At 68.7% G+C, this 18341-nt stretch carries 15 protein-coding genes; 8 read left to right on the forward strand and 7 right to left on the reverse strand.

What is annotated here, in order from left to right; translation table 11 throughout:
- The first annotated feature begins 1 nt into the window (after window position 1).
- Together K4G53_RS02535 and K4G53_RS02540 are read left to right on the forward strand one after the other, a co-directional pair.
- Entirely contained in the window at window positions 2–2218 is a 2217-nt protein-coding gene (locus K4G53_RS02535) for a molybdopterin oxidoreductase family protein (RefSeq protein ID WP_221383919.1), read from the forward strand.
- On the forward strand, window positions 2215–3777 hold the full coding sequence (locus tag K4G53_RS02540; protein WP_221383920.1) for an FAD-dependent oxidoreductase: 1563 nt from the start codon (window positions 2215–2217) through the stop codon (window positions 3775–3777). Before K4G53_RS02535 ends, K4G53_RS02540 begins: the two co-directional genes overlap by 4 nt.
- A 75-nt stretch (window positions 3778–3852) precedes the next feature.
- Here the strand turns inward: K4G53_RS02540 and K4G53_RS02545 are convergent, their stop codons facing one another.
- From K4G53_RS02545 to K4G53_RS02570, 6 genes are all read right to left on the reverse strand, one after another.
- Entirely contained in the window at window positions 3853–4236 is a 384-nt protein-coding gene (locus tag K4G53_RS02545; RefSeq protein ID WP_221383921.1) for a hypothetical protein, read from the reverse strand.
- Window positions 4237–4244: 8 nt separating this feature from the next.
- Window positions 4245–5831 carry a radical SAM protein gene (locus K4G53_RS02550; protein ID WP_221383922.1) on the reverse strand — a complete coding sequence of 529 codons (1587 nt, stop codon included), beginning with the start codon at window positions 5829–5831 and terminating at the stop codon, window positions 4245–4247.
- Between the two features lie 16 nt (window positions 5832–5847).
- The gene (locus K4G53_RS02555) at window positions 5848–6186 is read right to left on the reverse strand and encodes a hypothetical protein (RefSeq protein ID WP_221383923.1); all 339 of its coding nucleotides are present in this window, start codon (window positions 6184–6186) and stop codon (window positions 5848–5850) included.
- A gap of 1 nt (window position 6187) precedes the next feature.
- Window positions 6188–6541, reverse strand: a complete 354-nt coding sequence (locus tag K4G53_RS02560; RefSeq protein ID WP_221383924.1) for a hypothetical protein — start codon at window positions 6539–6541, stop codon at window positions 6188–6190.
- Window positions 6538–7296: a prolipoprotein diacylglyceryl transferase gene (locus K4G53_RS02565; protein ID WP_221383925.1), complete on the reverse strand. Its 759-nt coding sequence runs from the start codon at window positions 7294–7296 to the stop codon at window positions 6538–6540. Before K4G53_RS02565 ends, K4G53_RS02560 begins: the two co-directional genes overlap by 4 nt.
- Window positions 7297–7459: 163 nt before the next feature.
- A complete protein-coding gene (locus K4G53_RS02570) occupies window positions 7460–8875 on the reverse strand; it encodes an NAD(P)H-quinone dehydrogenase (RefSeq protein WP_221383926.1) in 1416 nt (471 codons plus the stop codon).
- A 105-nt stretch (window positions 8876–8980) separates the two neighbouring features.
- Between K4G53_RS02570 and K4G53_RS02575 the strand changes: the two genes are divergently transcribed.
- Together K4G53_RS02575 and K4G53_RS02580 are read left to right on the forward strand one after the other, a co-directional pair.
- Window positions 8981–9799 carry a purine-nucleoside phosphorylase gene (locus tag K4G53_RS02575; RefSeq protein WP_221383927.1) on the forward strand — a complete coding sequence of 273 codons (819 nt, stop codon included), beginning with the start codon at window positions 8981–8983 and terminating at the stop codon, window positions 9797–9799.
- A 59-nt stretch (window positions 9800–9858) separates the two neighbouring features.
- Window positions 9859–11619 (forward strand): phospho-sugar mutase, encoded by a 1761-nt coding sequence (locus tag K4G53_RS02580; protein ID WP_221383928.1) that lies wholly within the window; start codon window positions 9859–9861, stop codon window positions 11617–11619.
- A 60-nt stretch (window positions 11620–11679) separates the two neighbouring features.
- Here K4G53_RS02580 and nirD read toward each other — a convergent pair whose 3' ends face one another.
- Window positions 11680–12060, reverse strand: a complete 381-nt coding sequence (gene nirD / locus K4G53_RS02585) for a nitrite reductase small subunit NirD (protein ID WP_221383929.1) — start codon at window positions 12058–12060, stop codon at window positions 11680–11682.
- 279 nt (window positions 12061–12339) lie between these two features.
- Here nirD and nirB point away from each other — a divergent pair, with 279 nt between their 5' ends.
- The 4 genes from nirB (at window position 12340) to K4G53_RS02605 (ending at window position 18281) form a co-directional block, all read left to right on the forward strand.
- Window positions 12340–14982 (forward strand): nitrite reductase large subunit NirB, encoded by a 2643-nt coding sequence (gene nirB / locus K4G53_RS02590; protein ID WP_221383930.1) that lies wholly within the window; start codon window positions 12340–12342, stop codon window positions 14980–14982.
- Window positions 14983–14984: 2 nt separating this feature from the next.
- Complete coding sequence (cobA, locus tag K4G53_RS02595) at window positions 14985–16019, forward strand: uroporphyrinogen-III C-methyltransferase (protein ID WP_221383931.1); 1035 nt, start codon at window positions 14985–14987, stop codon at window positions 16017–16019.
- A 14-nt stretch (window positions 16020–16033) separates the two neighbouring features.
- On the forward strand, window positions 16034–17182 hold the full coding sequence (locus K4G53_RS02600; RefSeq protein WP_221383932.1) for a uroporphyrinogen-III synthase: 1149 nt from the start codon (window positions 16034–16036) through the stop codon (window positions 17180–17182).
- Window positions 17183–17399: 217 nt separating this feature from the next.
- On the forward strand, window positions 17400–18281 hold the full coding sequence (locus tag K4G53_RS02605) for an FAD-dependent oxidoreductase (RefSeq protein ID WP_221383933.1): 882 nt from the start codon (window positions 17400–17402) through the stop codon (window positions 18279–18281).
- Window positions 18282–18341: the final 60 nt, after the last annotated feature.

Below are 18341 nucleotides of genomic sequence, written 5' to 3' on the forward strand. Positions count from 1 at the left end.
CATGACCACAAGCGCCGACACGCACTGCCCTTACTGCGCCCTGCAGTGCGCCATGACGCTGACGTCCCCAGCGGACCCGGCCCCGGCTTCCCAGCCGGGGCCGGGCCCCGCGCCCGTTCTGCCGGCACCCCTCCGGGCACCGCTCGAGGTCAGCCCGCGCGACTTCCCCACCAACCGCGGCGGCCTCTGCCGCAAAGGCTGGACCTCCGCCACCCTCCTGAACCATGCCGGCAGGATCACCGAGCCCCTGCTGAAGGGCCCGGACGGCGTACACCGCCCCATCAGCTGGGACACCGCCCTGGACCTTGCCGCCGCGGCGGTCCGCGACGCGCGCGCCCGGCACGGCGCAGACGCCGTCGGTGTTTTCGGCGGTGGCGGCCTGACCAACGAGAAGGCCTACCAGCTGGGCAAATTCGCCCGGCTGGCCCTGGGCACCTCACGCATCGACTACAACGGCCGGTTCTGCATGTCCTCCGCCGCCGCAGCCGGTATGCGCGCCTTCGGCGTGGACCGCGGCCTGCCGTTCCCCCTGGAAGCCCTGGACTCCGCCAGCACCATCCTGATGCTTGGCTCCAACGTGGCCGAAACCATGCCTCCCTTCGTGCAGCACCTGCAGGGTGCCCGCGACGCCGGCGGCCTCATCGTGGTGGATCCCCGCCGCTCCGCCACGGCTGCCTTCACGGCCGACGGCGGCGGGATCCACCTGCAGCCGCTCCCCGGCACCGACCTGACGCTGCTCCTGGGCCTCTCGCACGTGGTCATCCACGAACACCTGGCGGACACCGCCTTCATCACAGAACGCACCTCGGGCTACAGCGCCGTGGCCCGCAGCGTCAACGCGTTCTGGCCCGAACGGGTCCAGTCCCTCACCGGCGTCCCGGCGGACCTGATCCGGGAAACCGCACGCCGGCTCGCTGCCGGCGCCCGGGAAGGCGGCAGCTACATCCTCACCGGCCGCGGGGTGGAGCAGCACGTGGACGGCACCGATACCGCCACTGCCGCCATCAACCTCAGCCTCCTGCTGGGCCTGCCCGGTTCCGCCCGCAGCGGGTACGGCACCCTCACCGGCCAGGGCAACGGCCAGGGCGGCCGGGAACACGGCCAGAAGGCGGACCAGCTGCCCGGCTACCGCAAGATCACCGATCCGGCCGCCCGCGCCCATGTGGCCGCAGTATGGGGCGTTGCCGAGGAACTGATCCCCGGCCCGGGACTGCCCGCCGTACAGCTGCTGCAGTCACTCGGAAAGCCCGACGGCGTCCGGTGCCTCTTCGTCCACGCCTCCAACATTGCGGTGGCCGCCCCCGACGCCAATGAGGTCATCAGGGGCCTGCGCAGCTTGGACTTCCTGGTGGTCTGCGACTTCTTCATGTCCGAGACGGCGGCCGAGGCGGACCTCATCCTGCCGGTACTGCAATGGGCCGAGGAGGAAGGCACGCTGACCAACCTGGAGGGACGGGTGCTGCGGCGCAGGCGCGCCATCACCCCGCCGGCGGGTGCCCGCAGCGAACTGTGGATCATGGCCCGGCTGGCGGAGCGGCTGGACGCCCCCTCCACCTACAGCGAAGACCCGGAAACAGTCTTCGAAGAACTCCGGCTCGCCTCCGCCGGGGGCCTGGCCGACTACTCCGGCATCGACTACGCCATGCTGGACCGCGGCGACGCCGCCTACTGGCCTTTCCCTGCCGGCAGCACCGGAACTCCGCGGCTGTTCCGGGACGGCTTCGCGCACCCCGACGGCAAGGCGGTCCTGGTCCCCGTGGCGCCGCGCCGCCGTCGTACTCCTGCCGCGCCCCCCGCAGTGGACGGCACAGCCACCGCCGCCCAGGCCATGACCCTCATCACCGGCCGGCTCCTGGAGCATTACCAGTCCGGGGCCCAGACCCGGCGCGTCGCCGAACTCCTGGCCACCCGGCCCCAGGCGACGGTCCAGATCCACCCCTCGGCTGCGGAGGCGATGGGCATCACCGCCGGGGCGCTGGTCTCCGTGTCCAACGCCCGCGGCGAGGTGGCGTGCCGGGCCGAACTGAGCAGTGCCATCCGCCCCGAAACGGTGTTCCTGCCCTTCCATTTCCCGGAACTTGAAAGCGCCAACCGCCTCACGGAAGCCGCCACGGACCCGGTCTCCGGGATGCCCGAGTTCAAGTTCAACACCGTGTGGGTCCGGCCCGTGGCCCCACCCGTTTCCGCCCGCATGCTTCAAACGACGGAGGCCTCATGACCGAGCAGATTGTCATCGTGGGATTCGGCCCGGTGGCCGCCAGGCTGGTGGACGAGCTCCTGCCCGCAGTACGCGGCGGGACAGTCCGGCTCACCGTGCTGGGCGAAGAGCCGGAGGCGGCGTACAACAGGGTCCTCGTCGCCGACCTCGGCGTGGGCCGCACCACGGCGGACGCACTGGCACTCGCCGATGCCGCGGCACTGGCTGCCGACGGCGTGGATGTCCGGCTCGGCGTCCGCGTGCGGCGCGTGGACCGGGCCCGTCAGCAGGTCCTGCTTGCCGAAGGCGAGCCTGTGCACTACGACCGGCTGGTCTTCGCCACGGGGTCGCGCCCGGTCATCCCCAACCTCACCGGCATCAACCCCGACCCCTCCTCCCCCGTGCTGCCCGCCGGCGTCACGGCTCTTCGCGACCTCCGCGACGCCGACGTCCTCCGCCGCGCCGTGGCCGGCGGCAAGCGCGTGGTGGTGCTCGGCGGCGGTGTCCTGGGCCTGGAAACCGCACTTGCGGCAGCCGAGGAAGGCGCCACGGTCACGGTGGTCCACAACGGGCCGCACCCGCTGGGCCGGAACATCGACCGCGGCGGCGGGGCCGTCCTTGCTGCGGGGCTGCGCCGCTGCGGCGTGCGGATGGCCGGCAACGCCCGCTCCACGGGGGTGGAGCACAACGCGCCCGACGGCGGTTTCTCGGCCTTGCTGCTCGACGACGGGTCCGCGATTGACGGCGACCTCCTGGTCATCTCGTGCGGCGTCCGTCCCCGGACCGAGCTGGCCGAGGGCTGCGGACTGTCCACGGGCGCCGGGATCCTGGTGGACCACCGCCTGCGTGCCCACCATGAGCCGCACATCTTCGCCATTGGCGACTGCGCCGAGGTGCGTTGCCCTGACCCCGGCTGCCCCACCTGCCGGAACGCGAAGGGTCCCTCGGGACTGGTGGGCCCCGGATGGCGGCAGGCCGAATGGCTGGCCGAATACCTCACGCTCCTGGCATCGGCCCTGGCCGACGAGGCCGAACTCGTGCCCGCCCTGCCGCCCGAGCAGGCAGCGGTGGTAGTGCTGAAGGCGCGCGGCATGAACATGGCCGTGGCCGGCGACAACTCCGCCGATCCATGGGACGAGGAAGTGCTCACGGCCGGGGCCGCCAGCGGGCGGCCGCGCCTGCAGGTGGCCCAGTGGGCAGATCCGGAGCACGGCCGGTACGTCAAGATGACCACCCGCGGCGGCGTCCTGGAAGGCCTGGTGGCAGTGGGCATGCCGCGCACGGCCGCCGAGCTGGTGGGGCTCTTCGAACGCGGCGCCGAACTGCCGGCGGACCGGTCGCTGCTGCTGCGCCTCGACGGACCGGACCAGCTGGCAGGCGCGGCCGCCCCAGATCCCGCGGGAACAGTCTGCCGGTGCGCCGGAGTCAGCGGGGCCACCATCCGGGACGCGGTGGAGGAAGGCTGCTCCACCGTGGTGGAGGTGTCCAAGGCCACCCGGGCAGGGACAGGGTGCGGCGGTTGCCACGAGGACATCAAGGGCCTGATCGAACGGCACTTCCAGGCGGTGGCGGCCGCCTGACCGTGCCTGGTGGCATGCCGCCCATGGCCTGGGCTGCCTGCAACCCGGTGCTGGTCACAACCCGATGGCCGGGGCTCACGTGCCCAGGATTCGGCCTGCCAGCAGGTATGAGCCCCAAACGCCGGCGGCCAGGAGGACTCCCAGGTAAGCCAGCACCAGCCGTGTGTCGCGCAGGAAGCACTTCGATCTTTCCAGGCCACGCCGGCGCGCCTTCCAGTACCCCAGAAATCCGATGCCGGCAAAGACGGCCAGCGCAATGGGGCCGGCCAGCCACCCGAGCAGTGCGACCGTGGCGAAGATGCAGAGCCGGAGCGGATCAAACGGTGGCTCGTTCGGGCCGGCCCCGGCCGCATCCTTGTGGCCGGCGGGTGTTGCGGAGGAGCGTGTGTGTCCGCCACCGATCAATTGCGACGGCGGGGGCCCGGCAGCAATGCGGCGGGCGTCTGAATCAGGGTCCACGGATCCTCCTAAATCCGGCGCACCGGGAGCAACCGCGCGCCCGTTGCCGTGCTCATCCGTTGCCTGGCAAGCGTAGGCCATGCCTGGACGGCGCAGAACGGCGCGCACTGGTGATCGCCGGCGTCGCTCTTGGTGCCCACATGGACGCAGCATTGGGTGAGCCGTTCCTCGATCATGGTGGAGATATCCATGAAGGGCTTGACCATGATGCGGGTGACCCGCTCGGCGAGGAGCCGGCGCAGGCGCTGCCGCTGCCCAGGCAGCTTGCCCGAAGCCAAAGTGGTGAGCGTTCCGATGCCCAGGTCACACTGCGTGCAAATGTTCTTCCAGAGTTCCGTTGTCCGCGGATGGGACAGGGATGACTGTTCGCTCAGCAAGTCCAGCAAAGAAGTCTTCATGAGGTTCCGCAGCTCCAGCGGGATGGCGCTGTCGGCGATCCTGTTCGCGATGCTGTCCGGATTGAGCTCCAGCCAGGCGAGCAACCGGTCGTGACCGATCAATGCTGCCAGGGACCGCCAGACCCCGGCATCGTCCTTCAGCATGTAGCCCACAGACGCACAGTGCGGATGCGAGCACGGCAGTGCGGTGAGGTCGTGCCAGGAGACCACACCTCCGGTTTGCCCGGCCAGCCTGTCCAGGACGCCTGTGTGGGTGAGCCGTTCCATGGGATCTATGCCGTGCCCACGGCCGGAACCGAAGACCGGCTGCAACGCCACACCGCCCACGAACGGAGTCTCCAGTGCGCGCATCACCACGTCACCGATCCCGCCGTCGTTGACGCCCAGGGAAGCGGTCATGGTCAGGGTGGTGAAGATGCCAGCCTCGGAGAGGCGGGAGATCGCCGCGTCCTTGTAGCGGGTCAAGTCGCCACCACGGTGGTATATGGAGGCTTCCCGGGAAGGCCCGTCGTATTGCAGGTACACCTCCACCCGGTCCCGGTGCCGCGCCAGCAGGGCAAGCAGTTCATCGTCCGTGGCGATCAGCATGCCGTTGCTGTTCACCATGATGCGCACGATCGGCCGGGCAACGAGCTCGTCCAGCAGCTCTTCCAGGTACGGGTAGAGCGTAGGCTCGCCACCGGACAGCATCAGCACATCGAGGCGGTTGTTCTCACGGCCCAGGCGGGTATCAACGTTCTCAAGCACCTCGGCGAGCGGCGCCACACCCTGCAGCTGGGGGCCGGAGGCGGTGAAGCAGGTGGGGCAGCGCAGGTTGCAGTGCTCGATGACGTCCTGGAGCAGGATGCACGTGTGCTGGGTCTGCAGGACGGGGAGCCCATACGCATATGCCTCGGGCACCGGGCGGAAATTATCTGGCTGGTCGGGTACGTGCTGCTTGGTGGGCGCCTGCCACTTCTCCAGGTAGCGAAGGATCTCCGGTGACTCGTCGTACAGCGTCCGCACCAGGCCATGGTCCGGGCAGCCGCGTTCAAGCCAAACGCGACCGTCCCGGACCAGCAGTGCTCCCGACAACCGGCGCACCTGTGCCAGCGGAGGGTTCGTCTCGTGGCACTGCGGGCAGAACGCGGTGACGTAGCGGTGAATCCTGTCGCCGCGCAGCGGCTGGCCCGGACCTGGCAGCTCCCGAATTCCCATTGATCAGCACCCTTTCTCAAATTCCGGCCTGCACGAGGGCACCCACGCAAAGTCCCCCACCGAGCAAGATGAAAATGCCGAACCCAATCAACAGCCCCGCCCCCAGGCCCGAGGTCCGCCGCCGGACCGCCAGCAGAATGGCCATCAGCAGATAGTAGGCAAGGGGTACAAACGCAAGCGCGCCGCGGAGGTAGCTGGAGGACCACATAGTCGGCCCGCCGAGGGGAAGCGTTGCGCTGATGTAGAGCGCATAGAGGGCAAATCCACCGACCAGGACTCCCGCTCCCACGGAGCCGATCTTCGGTTCGCCGGGCTGCGGTTCCCCTGCCGGTGGAACTTCCGGGACGTCGTTCATGTCAGGCCCGGACCTGGACAAGGAAGCTGATGCAGAGGCCCCCGCCGAGCAAGATAAAAGCGCCAAGGCCGATCAGCAGCCCTGCCCCCCACAGCGACGTCCGGCGCCTTACTGCGAACGCGATCGCCACGGCCAGGTAAAGGATGATGGGGATGAAGGGGGCCGGCACGGCGAGAAAGCTGACGGACCAGGCGTAGGGCCCCTGGGCCATCGTTCCCAGCACGTAGACCGCGTACAGCACCACAGCGCCAACCACGGCCCCTATCCCCAGCGACCCGCCCCGTGGTTCGTTGTCCTGTTCGTTCCCCCACGGCGGCGGCGGGATATTCGGAACGCCGGGCGTGTCTCCACTCATGCTGCGGTTCCTTCCATCTCACGGCGGAGCGGTGAGCTGAACACACGCCGTACCCGCCAGGCCAGCAGGGGCAGGACTGCCAGGAGGAACAATTGGGGACGGCTCATCCCCAGCCAAAGCACCTCGTTCCCCCGGACAAACTCCACGAAGAACCTGAAAACGGCGTACGCGCCGACGAAGCAGATGAAAAGGTCCCCTGAATGCGGCAGCCTGTCGCGGAAACGCCACATCAGGGCGAAAGCGGCCAGATGGAAGACAATCTCGTAGGCAAAGGACGGATGAAGCGGGACCCCCGCCGGGGCGCCGGTGAGCGCAGCCTGCGCGGGGGTGAGGACAATTCCCCAAGCCATTCCGGTCGGAGTGCCGGGAAGTTCAGTGAGGAGGCAGCCAACCCGTCCGATCACCATGGCCAGTGCGACCGCCGGCGAAAGCAAGTCCCCTGTGGACTCCTTGTAGCCCGTCAGGCGCTTGCCCAGATGGACGCCAAACCAGGCTCCCACCAGGCCCGCGAGGATGCTGCGGTCGCCATTGCCCCACCAGTCGGCCAGGGAAACCTGGCGCGAGATGTCCCAGGTGAGCACCCTGGAACCGATGGCGCCGAAAGCCACTGCGAAACCGGCAATCGGCCACAATCGAGGGTCTGTGAGGGCGCGGCGGCGCTTCTCGTAGGCGTAGAACAGGAGGGCTGCTCCGATCCCCAGCCCTACCATGCCGGCGTGCACCAGCGCGTTTCCCGCAAAGGGAAGCCCGATCATGGGCAGAGTGTAGCAGCGGCCGCCGTACCGCCTGGCTGCACCTCGACGACCCCTGCGGGTTTCCACAGGCAGGTGCAGGCATGGCCCCGTCAATCCCAACGGCTGGTTAAGGCCGAAGGGTTGGTCCCGGCTTCGGAACCAACCCTTCGATTGCAGGGAACCGCTACATGTGCACGTGCAGCCGGCGCGCGGCCTCGGAGATCGACCCGGTCAGCGACGGGTAGACGGTGAAGGTGCTGGCGACGTCGTCCACGTGCAGCTTCTGTTTCACCGCGATGGCGATCGGGAAGATCAGTTCGGAGGCGTTGGGGCCCACCACCACACCGCCGATCACCGTACCGGAGCCCTTCCGCGCAAAGATCTTCACGAACCCGTCCTTGGCATTGCGCATCTTGGCACGGGCGTTGCTGCGCAGCGACAGCTTGATGACGTCGCCCTGGTACTTGCCGGCATCGATCTCGGCTTCCGACACGCCCACGTTCGCGATCTCGGGCGAGGTGAAGATGTTCGATGCCACCTGGTGGAGCTTGAGCGGCGTCACGACGTCGCCCATGAAGTGCGCCACGGCGATGCGGCCCTGCATGGCGGCCACCGACGCCAGCGGCAGGACACCGGTGCAGTCGCCGGCGGCGTAGATGTTCGGCGCGGTGGTGCGGGAGACGCCGTCGACCTTGATATGGCCGCTTTCGCTGACCGCAACGCCGGCCTCTTCCAGGCCGATGCCAGCGGTGTTGGGGATGGAACCGAGGCAGAGCAGGCAGTGGCTGCCGGTCACCGTGGTGCCGTCGCCCAGGGTCACCAGCACGCCGTTGTCCGTGCGCTCCACTGTCTGGGCTCGGGAACGGGACAGGACACGGACGCCGCGGCGTTCGAAGACTTCTTCAAGGACGACGGCGGCATCCACGTCCGAGCCCGGCAGGACCCGGTCGCGGCTGGAAATCAGGGTGACCTTGGAACCGAGGCCGTTGTAGGCGGAGGCGAATTCGGCGCCGGTCACGCCGGACCCCACCACGATGAGGTCCTCGGGGAGCTCGTCCAGGTTGTAGATCTGCGTCCAGTTCAGGATGCGTTCACCGTCCGGCCGGGCCGTTTCCAGCTCCCGGGGGTGCGCGCCAACGGCCAGCAGGATCGTGTCCGCTTCGACCGTCTCGGTGCCGTCCACGGTGATCACTTCGATGGTGTGGTTGTCCAGCAGCCGGCCGGATCCGGCAATGATCCGCACGCCCTGTTTGTCCAGGGCATCGCGGATGTCCTGGGACTGGCTGCGGGCCAGGTTGAGCAGGCGGTCGTTGATGTGTTTGAGGTCGGCGCGCATCACCGGCACAAAGTCGCCATCGTCGACGTCGAACTTCACTCCCAGTTCCCCGGCCTCGGCAACGCGGGTCATCAGGTCCGCCGTGGCAATGAGCGTCTTGGACGGCACAACGTCGGTCAGCACTGCGGATCCGCCCAGGCCGGCGCGTTCGATGATGGTGACCGTCGCCCCGAGCGAGGCGGCCACCATGGCGGCTTCGTATCCGCCCGGACCACCTCCAAGGATTGCGATCCGGGGTGAGCTGAAATCTGGATGCGTAGTCACAATCACCCATTCTGGTCCATCCGCGGCCGGACCACCAAGAAAACCGGGCGGCCCGGGAGCCCGCCGTGACGGGGGCAACACGGGCGGGCAGGATACCTTTTACTGGTGAGTACAACTGACTTCCTGAACACGGACCCGTTCGCGGCCGCCCGCGCCGCCGCCGACTACATCGCCGAGGAAACCGGGGTGGACCGCCACGATGTCGCACTGGTGCTCGGCTCCGGCTGGGGCGAGGCCGCCGACCTCATTGGCGATACCACCGCGACCCTGTCCGCCGAGGAAGTCCCCGGCTTCCACGCGCCTGCCGTGGAGGGCCACGTCGGCACCATCCGCTCCGTCCTGACCACCGCAGGAAAGCGGGCCCTGGTCCTGGGTGCCCGGACGCACTACTACGAGGGCAAGGGCGTTCGCGCAGTGGTCCACGGCATCCGTGCCGCGGCGGCCGCCGGGTGCGGCACGCTGGTCCTCACCAATGGCTGCGGCGGACTCAACGAGGCGTGGACACCTGGCACCCCGGTGCTGATCCGGGACCACATCAACCTCACCGCGGCCTCTCCGCTGGAGGGTGCCACCTTCGTTGACCTGACAGACCTTTACTCCCCTCGGATCCGCGGCCTGGCCCGCGAAGTGGATCCCACGCTGGATGAAGGCGTGTACGCACAGTTCCCCGGCCCCCACTACGAAACGCCGGCGGAGGTGCAGTACGCCAAACGGATCGGTGCGGACCTGATCGGCATGTCCACTGCCCTTGAGGCCATCGCCGGGCGGCATGCGGGGATGGAAGTCTTCGGAATGTCGTTGGTTACCAATCTCGCGGCCGGCATCAGCCCCCAGCCGCTCAGCCACCAGGAAGTCCTCGAGTCGGGCCAGGCCGCGGGCCCCCGGATTTCCCGGCTGCTGGCGGACATCATCGCCAAGCTCTAGGCCCCGGCCGGACCCGGGGTTGCGGGTGCGGGACGGGTAATGACGATAGCGTTATGCCCATGACGTCTTCCGAAGCCGATGTTCGCCTGCTCGATGAAGCCCGCGAATGGGCTGCCCAGGACCCGGATCCCGCAACGGCAGCTGCACTGCTGGAGCTCGTCCGGCTCGCCGGTGACGGTGACCTCGCTGCCCGGCAGGAACTGGAAGACAGCTTCCGCGGCACCTTGCAGTTCGGTACCGCCGGGCTCCGCGCAGCGCTGGGCCCCGGGCCGAACCGGATGAACCGGATGGTGGTGCGCCGCGCCGCGGCGGGCCTCGCCGCATTCCTGCTCGACGCCGTCGCCACTGCCGCTCCCGGCACCCGGCCGCGAGCCGTCGTCGGCTATGACGCCCGGCATAATTCGGACATCTTCGCCGCCGAGACCGCCGCCATCTTCACCGCGGCGGGGATCGAGGCGTTCCTGCTTCCGGAAGCACTCCCCACCCCCGTTTTGGCCTACGCCGTCCGCGCCCTGAAGTGCGACGGCGGCGTGATGGTCACCGCCAGCCACAACCCCCCGCAGGACAACGGATACAAGGTCTACCTGGGCCGGCACGCCGTGGGCTCCGATGGGGACGGGGCGCAGATCGTGGCGCCCTACGACGCGCAGATCGCCGCGCGGATCAGCGCGGTGGGTCCAGTGGAATCCATCCCGCTGGCAACGGAGGGATGGACGGTCCTGGACAGCTCGCTGGCAGCCGGCTACCGGCAGGCGACGGCGGCACTGGCCAGGGCGGACCTCTTCCCGGCACGCGACCTGCGCATCGTCCTCACCCCGCTCCACGGTGTGGGCGGCGGAACAGCGCTTGAGGTCTTGCAGGCGGCAGGTTTCGCGGATGTCACCGTCGTGGCCGACCAGGCCGAACCGGACCCCGACTTCCCCACCGTGAGCTTCCCGAACCCGGAGGAACCCGGCGCTCTGGACCTTGCCCTGGAGACTGCCGCGCGGCTGGACGCCGACATCGTTATCGCCAACGACCCCGACGCGGACAGGGCTGCCGTCGCCGCGAAGGACCCGGACACCGGTGCCTGGCGCATGCTCCGCGGCGATGAAGTGGGCTCACTGCTGGGCGCGCATATCGCCGCCAGGCTTGCCGCCGGCGGGGGCGCCGGGAGCGCCGGCCCCGACGCGGACAGCAAGGGGGTGTTCGCCAATTCGATCGTGTCCTCCCGGCTGCTGGCGCGGATTGCCGCCGCTTCCGGCTTCGCGCACGCGGAAACGCTGACCGGTTTCAAGTGGATCTCCCGGGTGCCGGGACTGGTCTACGGCTACGAAGAAGCACTCGGGTACTGCGTCGCCCCGGACCTGGTAAAGGACAAGGACGGCATCTCGGCAGCCGTGCTGATCGCCGAACTCGCCGCTGCGGCGAAGGCGGAAGGCAGGACGGTCTTCGACACCCTGGATGAGCTGTACCTGCAGCACGGCGTGCACGCCAGCGACCAGCTGAGCATCAGGGTGGCGGACCTGGGGCTTCTGGACGCCATGATGAACCGCCTGCGGGTCTCCCCGCCGGAATCGTTCGGCTCCTCCGCAGTGGAGGTCTTCACCGACCTCGCCCAAGGCAGCGACCAGCTGCCGCCCACCGACGGGCTCCTCTACATCACCCGCAACCTGACCCGGGTCATCATCCGGCCCAGCGGCACGGAGCCCAAACTCAAGTGCTACCTGGAGGTCATTGAGCACGCCGCGTCAGCCGCGGAGCTGCCCGCCGCACGCCAAGCAGCACGTGCTGCGCTGGACCAGGTCCTGCGCGATGTCAGCGAAGCGCTGGGGCTCTGACCCGGCCTTAAACCAGAAAAAGGGGCGCCCCTGGCGCCCCTTTTTGATGTCCGGGAAAAGCTACAGCTCCACCTCGACGAAACCGTCGGCGATGCGGGTGCGGAATGCCTCAAGGCGAAGGCCGGGGGTGGTGAAGCATTCGCCGGTCTCAAGGTCGTAGACCTCTTTATGCAGGGGTGAGGCGATGGTGGGACGGGTACCCTTCGAACCCAGGATTCCGCGGGCCATCACGTGCGCTCCGGTGGCGGGGTCCCGGTGTGCGACGGCGAAAACCTCGCCCGGACCTGTACGGAAGAGGGCAACCTGGCGCCCGTCCACCAGGGCGGCTTCACCCCACGCGGGTTCGAGGTCCTCCACGGCGCAAACACGGTGCCAGCCGGTTTCGAGTCCGGCGAGGTCTGATTCGGCGGCGAGCGCCCCAAGTTCCAGTGTTGCCGTCATATCCGGCTCCTTCCTGTGCCTGTTTTCCTGTGCTTGTTGCCGCTTGTTGTCCCGGCAGTGGCTGCCTTTGCGGCCGTGTCCCACGCTAGGCCGCGGGTGTTTCAACCGGGTGCGGTGAATGTGTCCGGCGGGTAAAAGAGACCTAACCCGGCCGGAAATGCGTTCGTGATGCAGAAGTTAAGTTGGCGAAACAATTGGGAAACTGAGGCGAAACTGCCCCTCCCTAGGCTGGATGCACAAGCTGCAGAGCACCGTCTGCGGCCCTGCGAAAGGCCCACAGTGACCGAACAGACTTCAAGCACAGAGACTCCGCGCCGCATCGTCGTCGCCGGCGGCGGCCCAGCGGCCCACCGTTTTGCGGACGCCATGCATGCCCGCGGCCTCGAGGGCTGGCATGTCACGGTCCTCACCGAGGAAGCCCACCTCCCCTATGACCGCGTGGCGCTCTCCAAAGCCCTGACCGACACCGGCGTGGACCTCACCCTGGGAACGGCCTCCATGTGGGAGCACGGCTCACTTGCACTGAAGACCGGTGAACGCGTGGTCAAGATCAACGCAGAGGCAAAGACGGTGGAAACCGCGGCCGGGAACGCCTATGAGTATGACGAACTGGTGGTCGCCACCGGCTCGGACGCCATGCGCCTGCCGCTCCCCGGCGCCGAGCACGCCCACGTGTACCGGACCCTTGAGGACGTCTGGGCCATCAACAAGGCCATTGCCGGGCTCACCGAAAAGCTTGGCCGCAAGATCAACGCCGTCACCATCGGCGGCGGCCTCCTGGGCCTGGAGTCGGCGGCGGGCACCGAGCAGCTCGGTGCCACCCCCGTGGTCATCAACGGCGCGCCCTGGCTCATGAACACCCAGCTGGATGAGGGTGCCGGCCAGGCGCTGGGCCGCCTGATCGAAGCGAAGGGCTTCGAGGTGCACGGCGGTGTCTTCCCGTCGGAGATCCTGACGGACGACGACGGCCAGGTCACCGGCGTGCTGATGGCCGACGAACGCATCATCCCCGCCGACATCGTGATCGTGGCCATCGGCGTCAAGCCCCGCGACGAACTCTTCCGCGCCGCCGAGGGCGAAGAACAGGTTTTCAGCCTGGGCCCCCGCGGCGGCGTGGTCATCAACGACTACTGCGCCACCGAGGTGCCGGGCATCTGGGCCATCGGCGAGGTGGCCAACTTCGGCGGCATGTGCCTGGGCCTGGTCGCCCCCGCCAACACCATGGCGGAAATTGTTGCCGACCGCCTGCACGGCGGCGACGCCACGTTCCCCGGCTTTGACACCGCCACGAAGCTGAAGCTCTCCGGCGTGGACGTGGCCAGCTTCGGTGACGCGTTCGCCAGGACCGAGCACGCCCTGGAGATCGTCTACGCCGACCCCGCCAGGGGCGTCTACCAGAAGATCGTCACCACCGACGACGCCAAGACCCTCCTGGGCGGCATCTTCGTAGGCGACGCTTCCCCTTACATGAGCCTGCGTCCGCTCCTGGGCCGCGAACTTCCCGCCGAGCCCGGCGCGTTCCTCAGCGCGGCAGGCGGCGGCGAAGCGCCCGAAACCGAGCTCCCCGACGATGCCACCCTGTGCTCCTGCAACAACGTCACCGCCGGCAGCATCCGTGACGCCATCAACGGCTGCGGCGCCTGCGAGGGCAACGCCCCCGTCCAGGAACTCGGTGAACTGAAGGGCTGCACCCGCGCCGGCACCCAGTGCGGCTCCTGCGTGCCCATGCTGAAGAAGCTGCTGGAAACCGAGCTGACCAAGTCCGGCGTCGAGGTTTCCAAGGCCCTGTGCGAGCACATCGAGCTGTCCCGCCAAGAGCTGTTCGACGCCATCCGTGTCCTGGAGCTGACCTCCTTCGAGGAGATCATGGCCAAGTACGGCACCGGCGCAGGCTGCGACATCTGCAAACCCACCATTGCCAACATCCTGGCCAGCCAGAACAGCGCCTACGTCCTGGACGCCGGCCGCGGCACCCTGCAGGACACCAACGACCGCGCCCTGGCCAACATGCAGAAGGACGGCACCTACTCGGTGGTCCCCCGCATTGCCGGTGGTGAGATCACGCCGAAGAAGCTCGGCGTCATCGCCGCCGTCGCCGAAAAGTACGGCCTGTACACCAAGATCACCGGCGGCCAGCGGATCGACATGTTCGGCGCCCGGCTGGAGCAGCTGCCTGAGATCTGGAAGGAGCTGGTGGACGCGGGCTTCGAGTCCGGCCAGGCCTACGGCAAGAGCCTGCGCACCGTGAAGTCCTGCGTCGGGTCCACCTGGTGCCGCTTCGGTGTCCAGGACTCGGTGGCCATGGCCATCCAGCTGGAGCTGCGCTACCGCGGCCTGCGAAGCCCGCACAAGCTCAAGATGGGCGTCTCCGGCTGCGCCCGCGAATGCGCCGAGGCCCGCGGCAAGGACGTGGGCGTCATCGCGACGGCGGACGGCTGGAACCTGTACGTCGGCGGAAACGGCGGTGCCACCCCGGCGCACGCCCAGCTTCTGGCCAAGGACCTCGACGACGAAACCCTGATCAAGTACATCGACCGCTACTTCATGTACTACATCCGCACCGCTGACCGGCTGCAGCGCACGGCACGGTGGCAGGAAGAGCTCGACGGCGGCATCAAGCACGTCGAGGACGTGGTGGTCAAGGACACCCTGGGCATCGCCGCGGACCTTGAGGCCGCCATGGCCAAGCACGTGGACACCTACGTGGATGAATGGGCCGACACCCTGAAGGACCCCGAGCGCCTCCGCCGGTTCCGTTCCTTCGTCAACGCACCCGACCAGAAGGACGATTCCATCACCTTCGTCCCCGACGAGCGCGGCCAGATGCGGCCTGCCACCGCGGAGGAAAAGGGCAAAGTGCTGATCGGTGCCTCCATCCCGGTCCGCTCCGGCTCGCAGGAACCCAACGGGAACGAGGCATAGCCATGCAGCTCAGTATCGATCTCACCGGCCGGGACGTCCTGGTCACCGGCGCGGACTTCGCCGCGCGGCAGGCCGTGCGCCGCTACGAAGCCGCGGGCGCCGTCGTCTACCGCCTTAGCACCCCCCATGGCGCGGGCCACGACGGTCCCCTGCCCGAGAAGCCCTTCCTGGTGGCAGCGGTCGACGACGGCCAGCCGGGGTGGGAGCCCCTGCTGGACAGGTGCCGCGCAGCGGGCATCCCCGTGGCGGCCGAACCGGCCGCCGGTCCCGCAGGCCACGTCACCCTGGTAGGCGGGGGCCCCGGCACCACCGAGCTGCTCACCGTCGGTGCAGTCAAGGCGCTGCGCGACGCCGACGTCGTCTTCTATGACCGGCTGGCACCGTGCCAGGACCTGCCGTCCCTGACGTCCGCCGAACTGGTGGACGTGGGCAAGAAGCCGGGGCACCACAAGGTCAGCCAGGGCGACATCGAAAAGCTGATGGTGGAAAGTGCCCTCGCCGGCAACAACGTGGTCAGGCTCAAAGGGGGTGATCCGTACGTCTTTGGCCGCGGCGGCGAGGAAGTTGCCTCCTGCGTCGCTGCCGGTGTTCCGGTCCGCGTGATCTCCGGCGTCACCAGCGCCATTTCCGTTCCCGCAGCTGCCGGAATCCCGGTCACGCACCGTGAAGTCAGCCATATGTTCACCGTGGTCTCGGGGCACGCACCGCTGACCGAGAAGGAGCACCAGCACCTGGCAGGCCTGGGCGGAACCATTGTGGTGCTGATGGGCATTGGCACCCTGCACCAGCTGGCTGCGGGCCTGCGCCGCGCTGGAATGCGTGCGGACATGCCCATGGCCGTCGTGGAACGCGGCTACCGGCCCGGGCAGCGCACCACCGTCGCCGACCTTGGCACCATCACCTCCGCGGCCGCCGGCTGCAGCAACCCGGCCGTGCTGGTCATCGGTGAGGTGGTTCGCGTGGCTGAAGCCAGCCGCGGGCATGCTGAGGCGGCCGCCGACCTGGACAGGCTGGCGGCCTCGCTGCTGGGCTCGTGAAAGGATTGACCTCCATGAATGCACTCGCACCGGCCGAATCCGCCCAGGTCGAAGAATCGCCAGACGCAGCGGATGCGCCCCTGGAGGGATTCCGCATCGGCGTCACTTCAGACCGGCGGTCCCAGGACCTGATTGATGCGCTTGAACGCCGAGGCGCGGAGGTGCTGCACGCCCCTGCCCTGAAGATCGCCCCCGTGCAGGAAGACATGCGCCTCATCGAGGACACCCGGGCCATCATCGCTGCCAGGCCGGACCTCTGCATCGCCACCACCGCCTACGGCATGCGCCGCTGGTGCGAGGCCGCAGACTCCTTCGGCATCGGCGATGAACTCCTCGAAACGCTGGGTGCCTGCCGGATGTTTGTCCGCGGCCCCAAAGCCCGGGGGGCCGTGCGCGCGGCGGGCCTGGCCGACGTCGGAATCAGCAGTGACGAGACCACGGCAACGCTGGTGGACATGCTGCTCGCCGAGGGTGTGCGGGGCAAGACAGTGGCCGTGCAGCTGCACGGCTATACGGATGTCCGGCAGCTGGAGCGCCTGCGCATGTCCGGCGCCACCGTCCTGACCGTCACGCCCTACCGCTGGGTGAAGCCCGACGGCGAGGATAAGCTCCCCCGCCTCATCGAGGCAGTGTGCAGCGGAAACCTGGACGTCCTCACCTTTACCAGCGCGCCCGCCGTCGATGCCCTGTGGAGCACCGCGCACGAGATGGGCCTGTACAAGCAGCTGATCGACAGCCTGAAGACCAATGTCACCACCGCCGTGGTGGGACCGGTGACCGCGCAGCCTCTGCTCGACGCCGGTGTCACGCCCCTGATTCCGGAACGGTTCCGGATGGGCGCACTGATCAGGCTGGTATGCGAGCACCTGGCCCTGAACCACGTCCGGCGTCTGGACACCAGGTCCGGCAACATCGAACTGCGCGGCCGCAGCCTCCGCATCGACGGGCAACCCGTGGAACTGGCGCCCGCTCCCCTGCTGCTCCTGCGTGCCCTGCTCGGCGCCGGCGGGGCGGTCCTGTCCCGCGAATCCCTGTCCGACCTGCTGGAACTGCGCGGTTCCGTCCACGCCCTGGACATGACGGTGAGCCGGCTCCGGTCCTCGCTGCCGGACGGGCGGCTGGTGGAGACCGTGGTCAAGCGCGGTTACCGGATCCGCGTCTAGCTGTACCACCCCAGACTGGTCCGGCGGCCCGAATGTGTCGGCCGCCGGCCGGATGAGAGATGGATCACGGGTTCTGTTACCGGCCGGTAAATAGTGGCGAACACGGCCGTGCTAAACGGCAATGGAGGGGTAACACAACTGAAAAAGCAGGCACCTACGCTGGGTTCCATCACGAAGTTCCGGCCGGTCCTCCGGCCGCCAGCGAAAGGGCCAGCACATGTCCGCTCCGGCACCCTCCTCCACCTCCGCCGCCACCCGCATCGTTATCGCCGGGGCCGGCCCCGCCGCGCAGGCGCTGGTGGCGCAACTGTCCCGGGCACGGTTTGCCGGGACCATCACGGTCCTGAGCAACCGCGACGACGCGCCGGAGGAGCTGCTGGAGCTGGCCATGCTGCCCCGGGTGTCCGTTCGCTTCGGCCAGCCTGCCAGCCACATCGACTCCGTGGGGCGTACCGTAGCCACCGCGGACGGCATGGAGTTCGCCTATGACCAGCTGGTCATCGCTACCGGATCCGTCCCGGTAGCCAGCCCCGTCGAGGGCGCCTCGCAGTGCCTGAACTACTCCACGATCGACGACGCACCCCGCATCGCGGAGGCCGTCCAGGAAGTCGCAAGGGAACTCGGCCGCCGCCCGCTGGGCATCCTGGTGGGCAACGGGGCAGCAGCCGGGCAGGCCGAAGCGGTGCTCCGCGCCAAGGGTGTCCGGCCCATCCGCACCACCGCCCGGCCCGCCGCCGTCGTCCCCGGAAAATCGGTCCCGGGGCTGGCGGCGTCCGCGGTGGTCTTCGAGGACGGAAGCAGCATGAGCGGGGACCTGGTGGTCCTGGCCGAGGAACGGGTGGCCCTGGACAGCCTGGCGGCCACAGCCGGCCTCGCGACTGCCTGCAGCGGCGGCATCGTCATCAGCAAGGACTTCCGCACGTCCGTGGCCGGCATCTGGGCGATAGGGGACGCCGCAGCGTTCGACGGCGTCCGCCTGGGCCTGCTCGTGGCGGCAGCGTCCGCGGCGGGAGCCTGCGCAACGGAGTTGTTGACCGCTGCTTCGGCGTCGCCCGCCGCTGCGCCCTCCGGCGCACGGCCCCTGCAGGCGGCCGCCTGACCCGTAGGAAGCCTGAGCCGTGCACCGCTGGGGGGCGGGCCTGCTGTGACAAGATGGTTC

The organism is Arthrobacter sp. MAHUQ-56 (genome assembly GCF_019710585.1).
GTDB lineage: Bacteria > Actinomycetota > Actinomycetes > Actinomycetales > Micrococcaceae > Arthrobacter.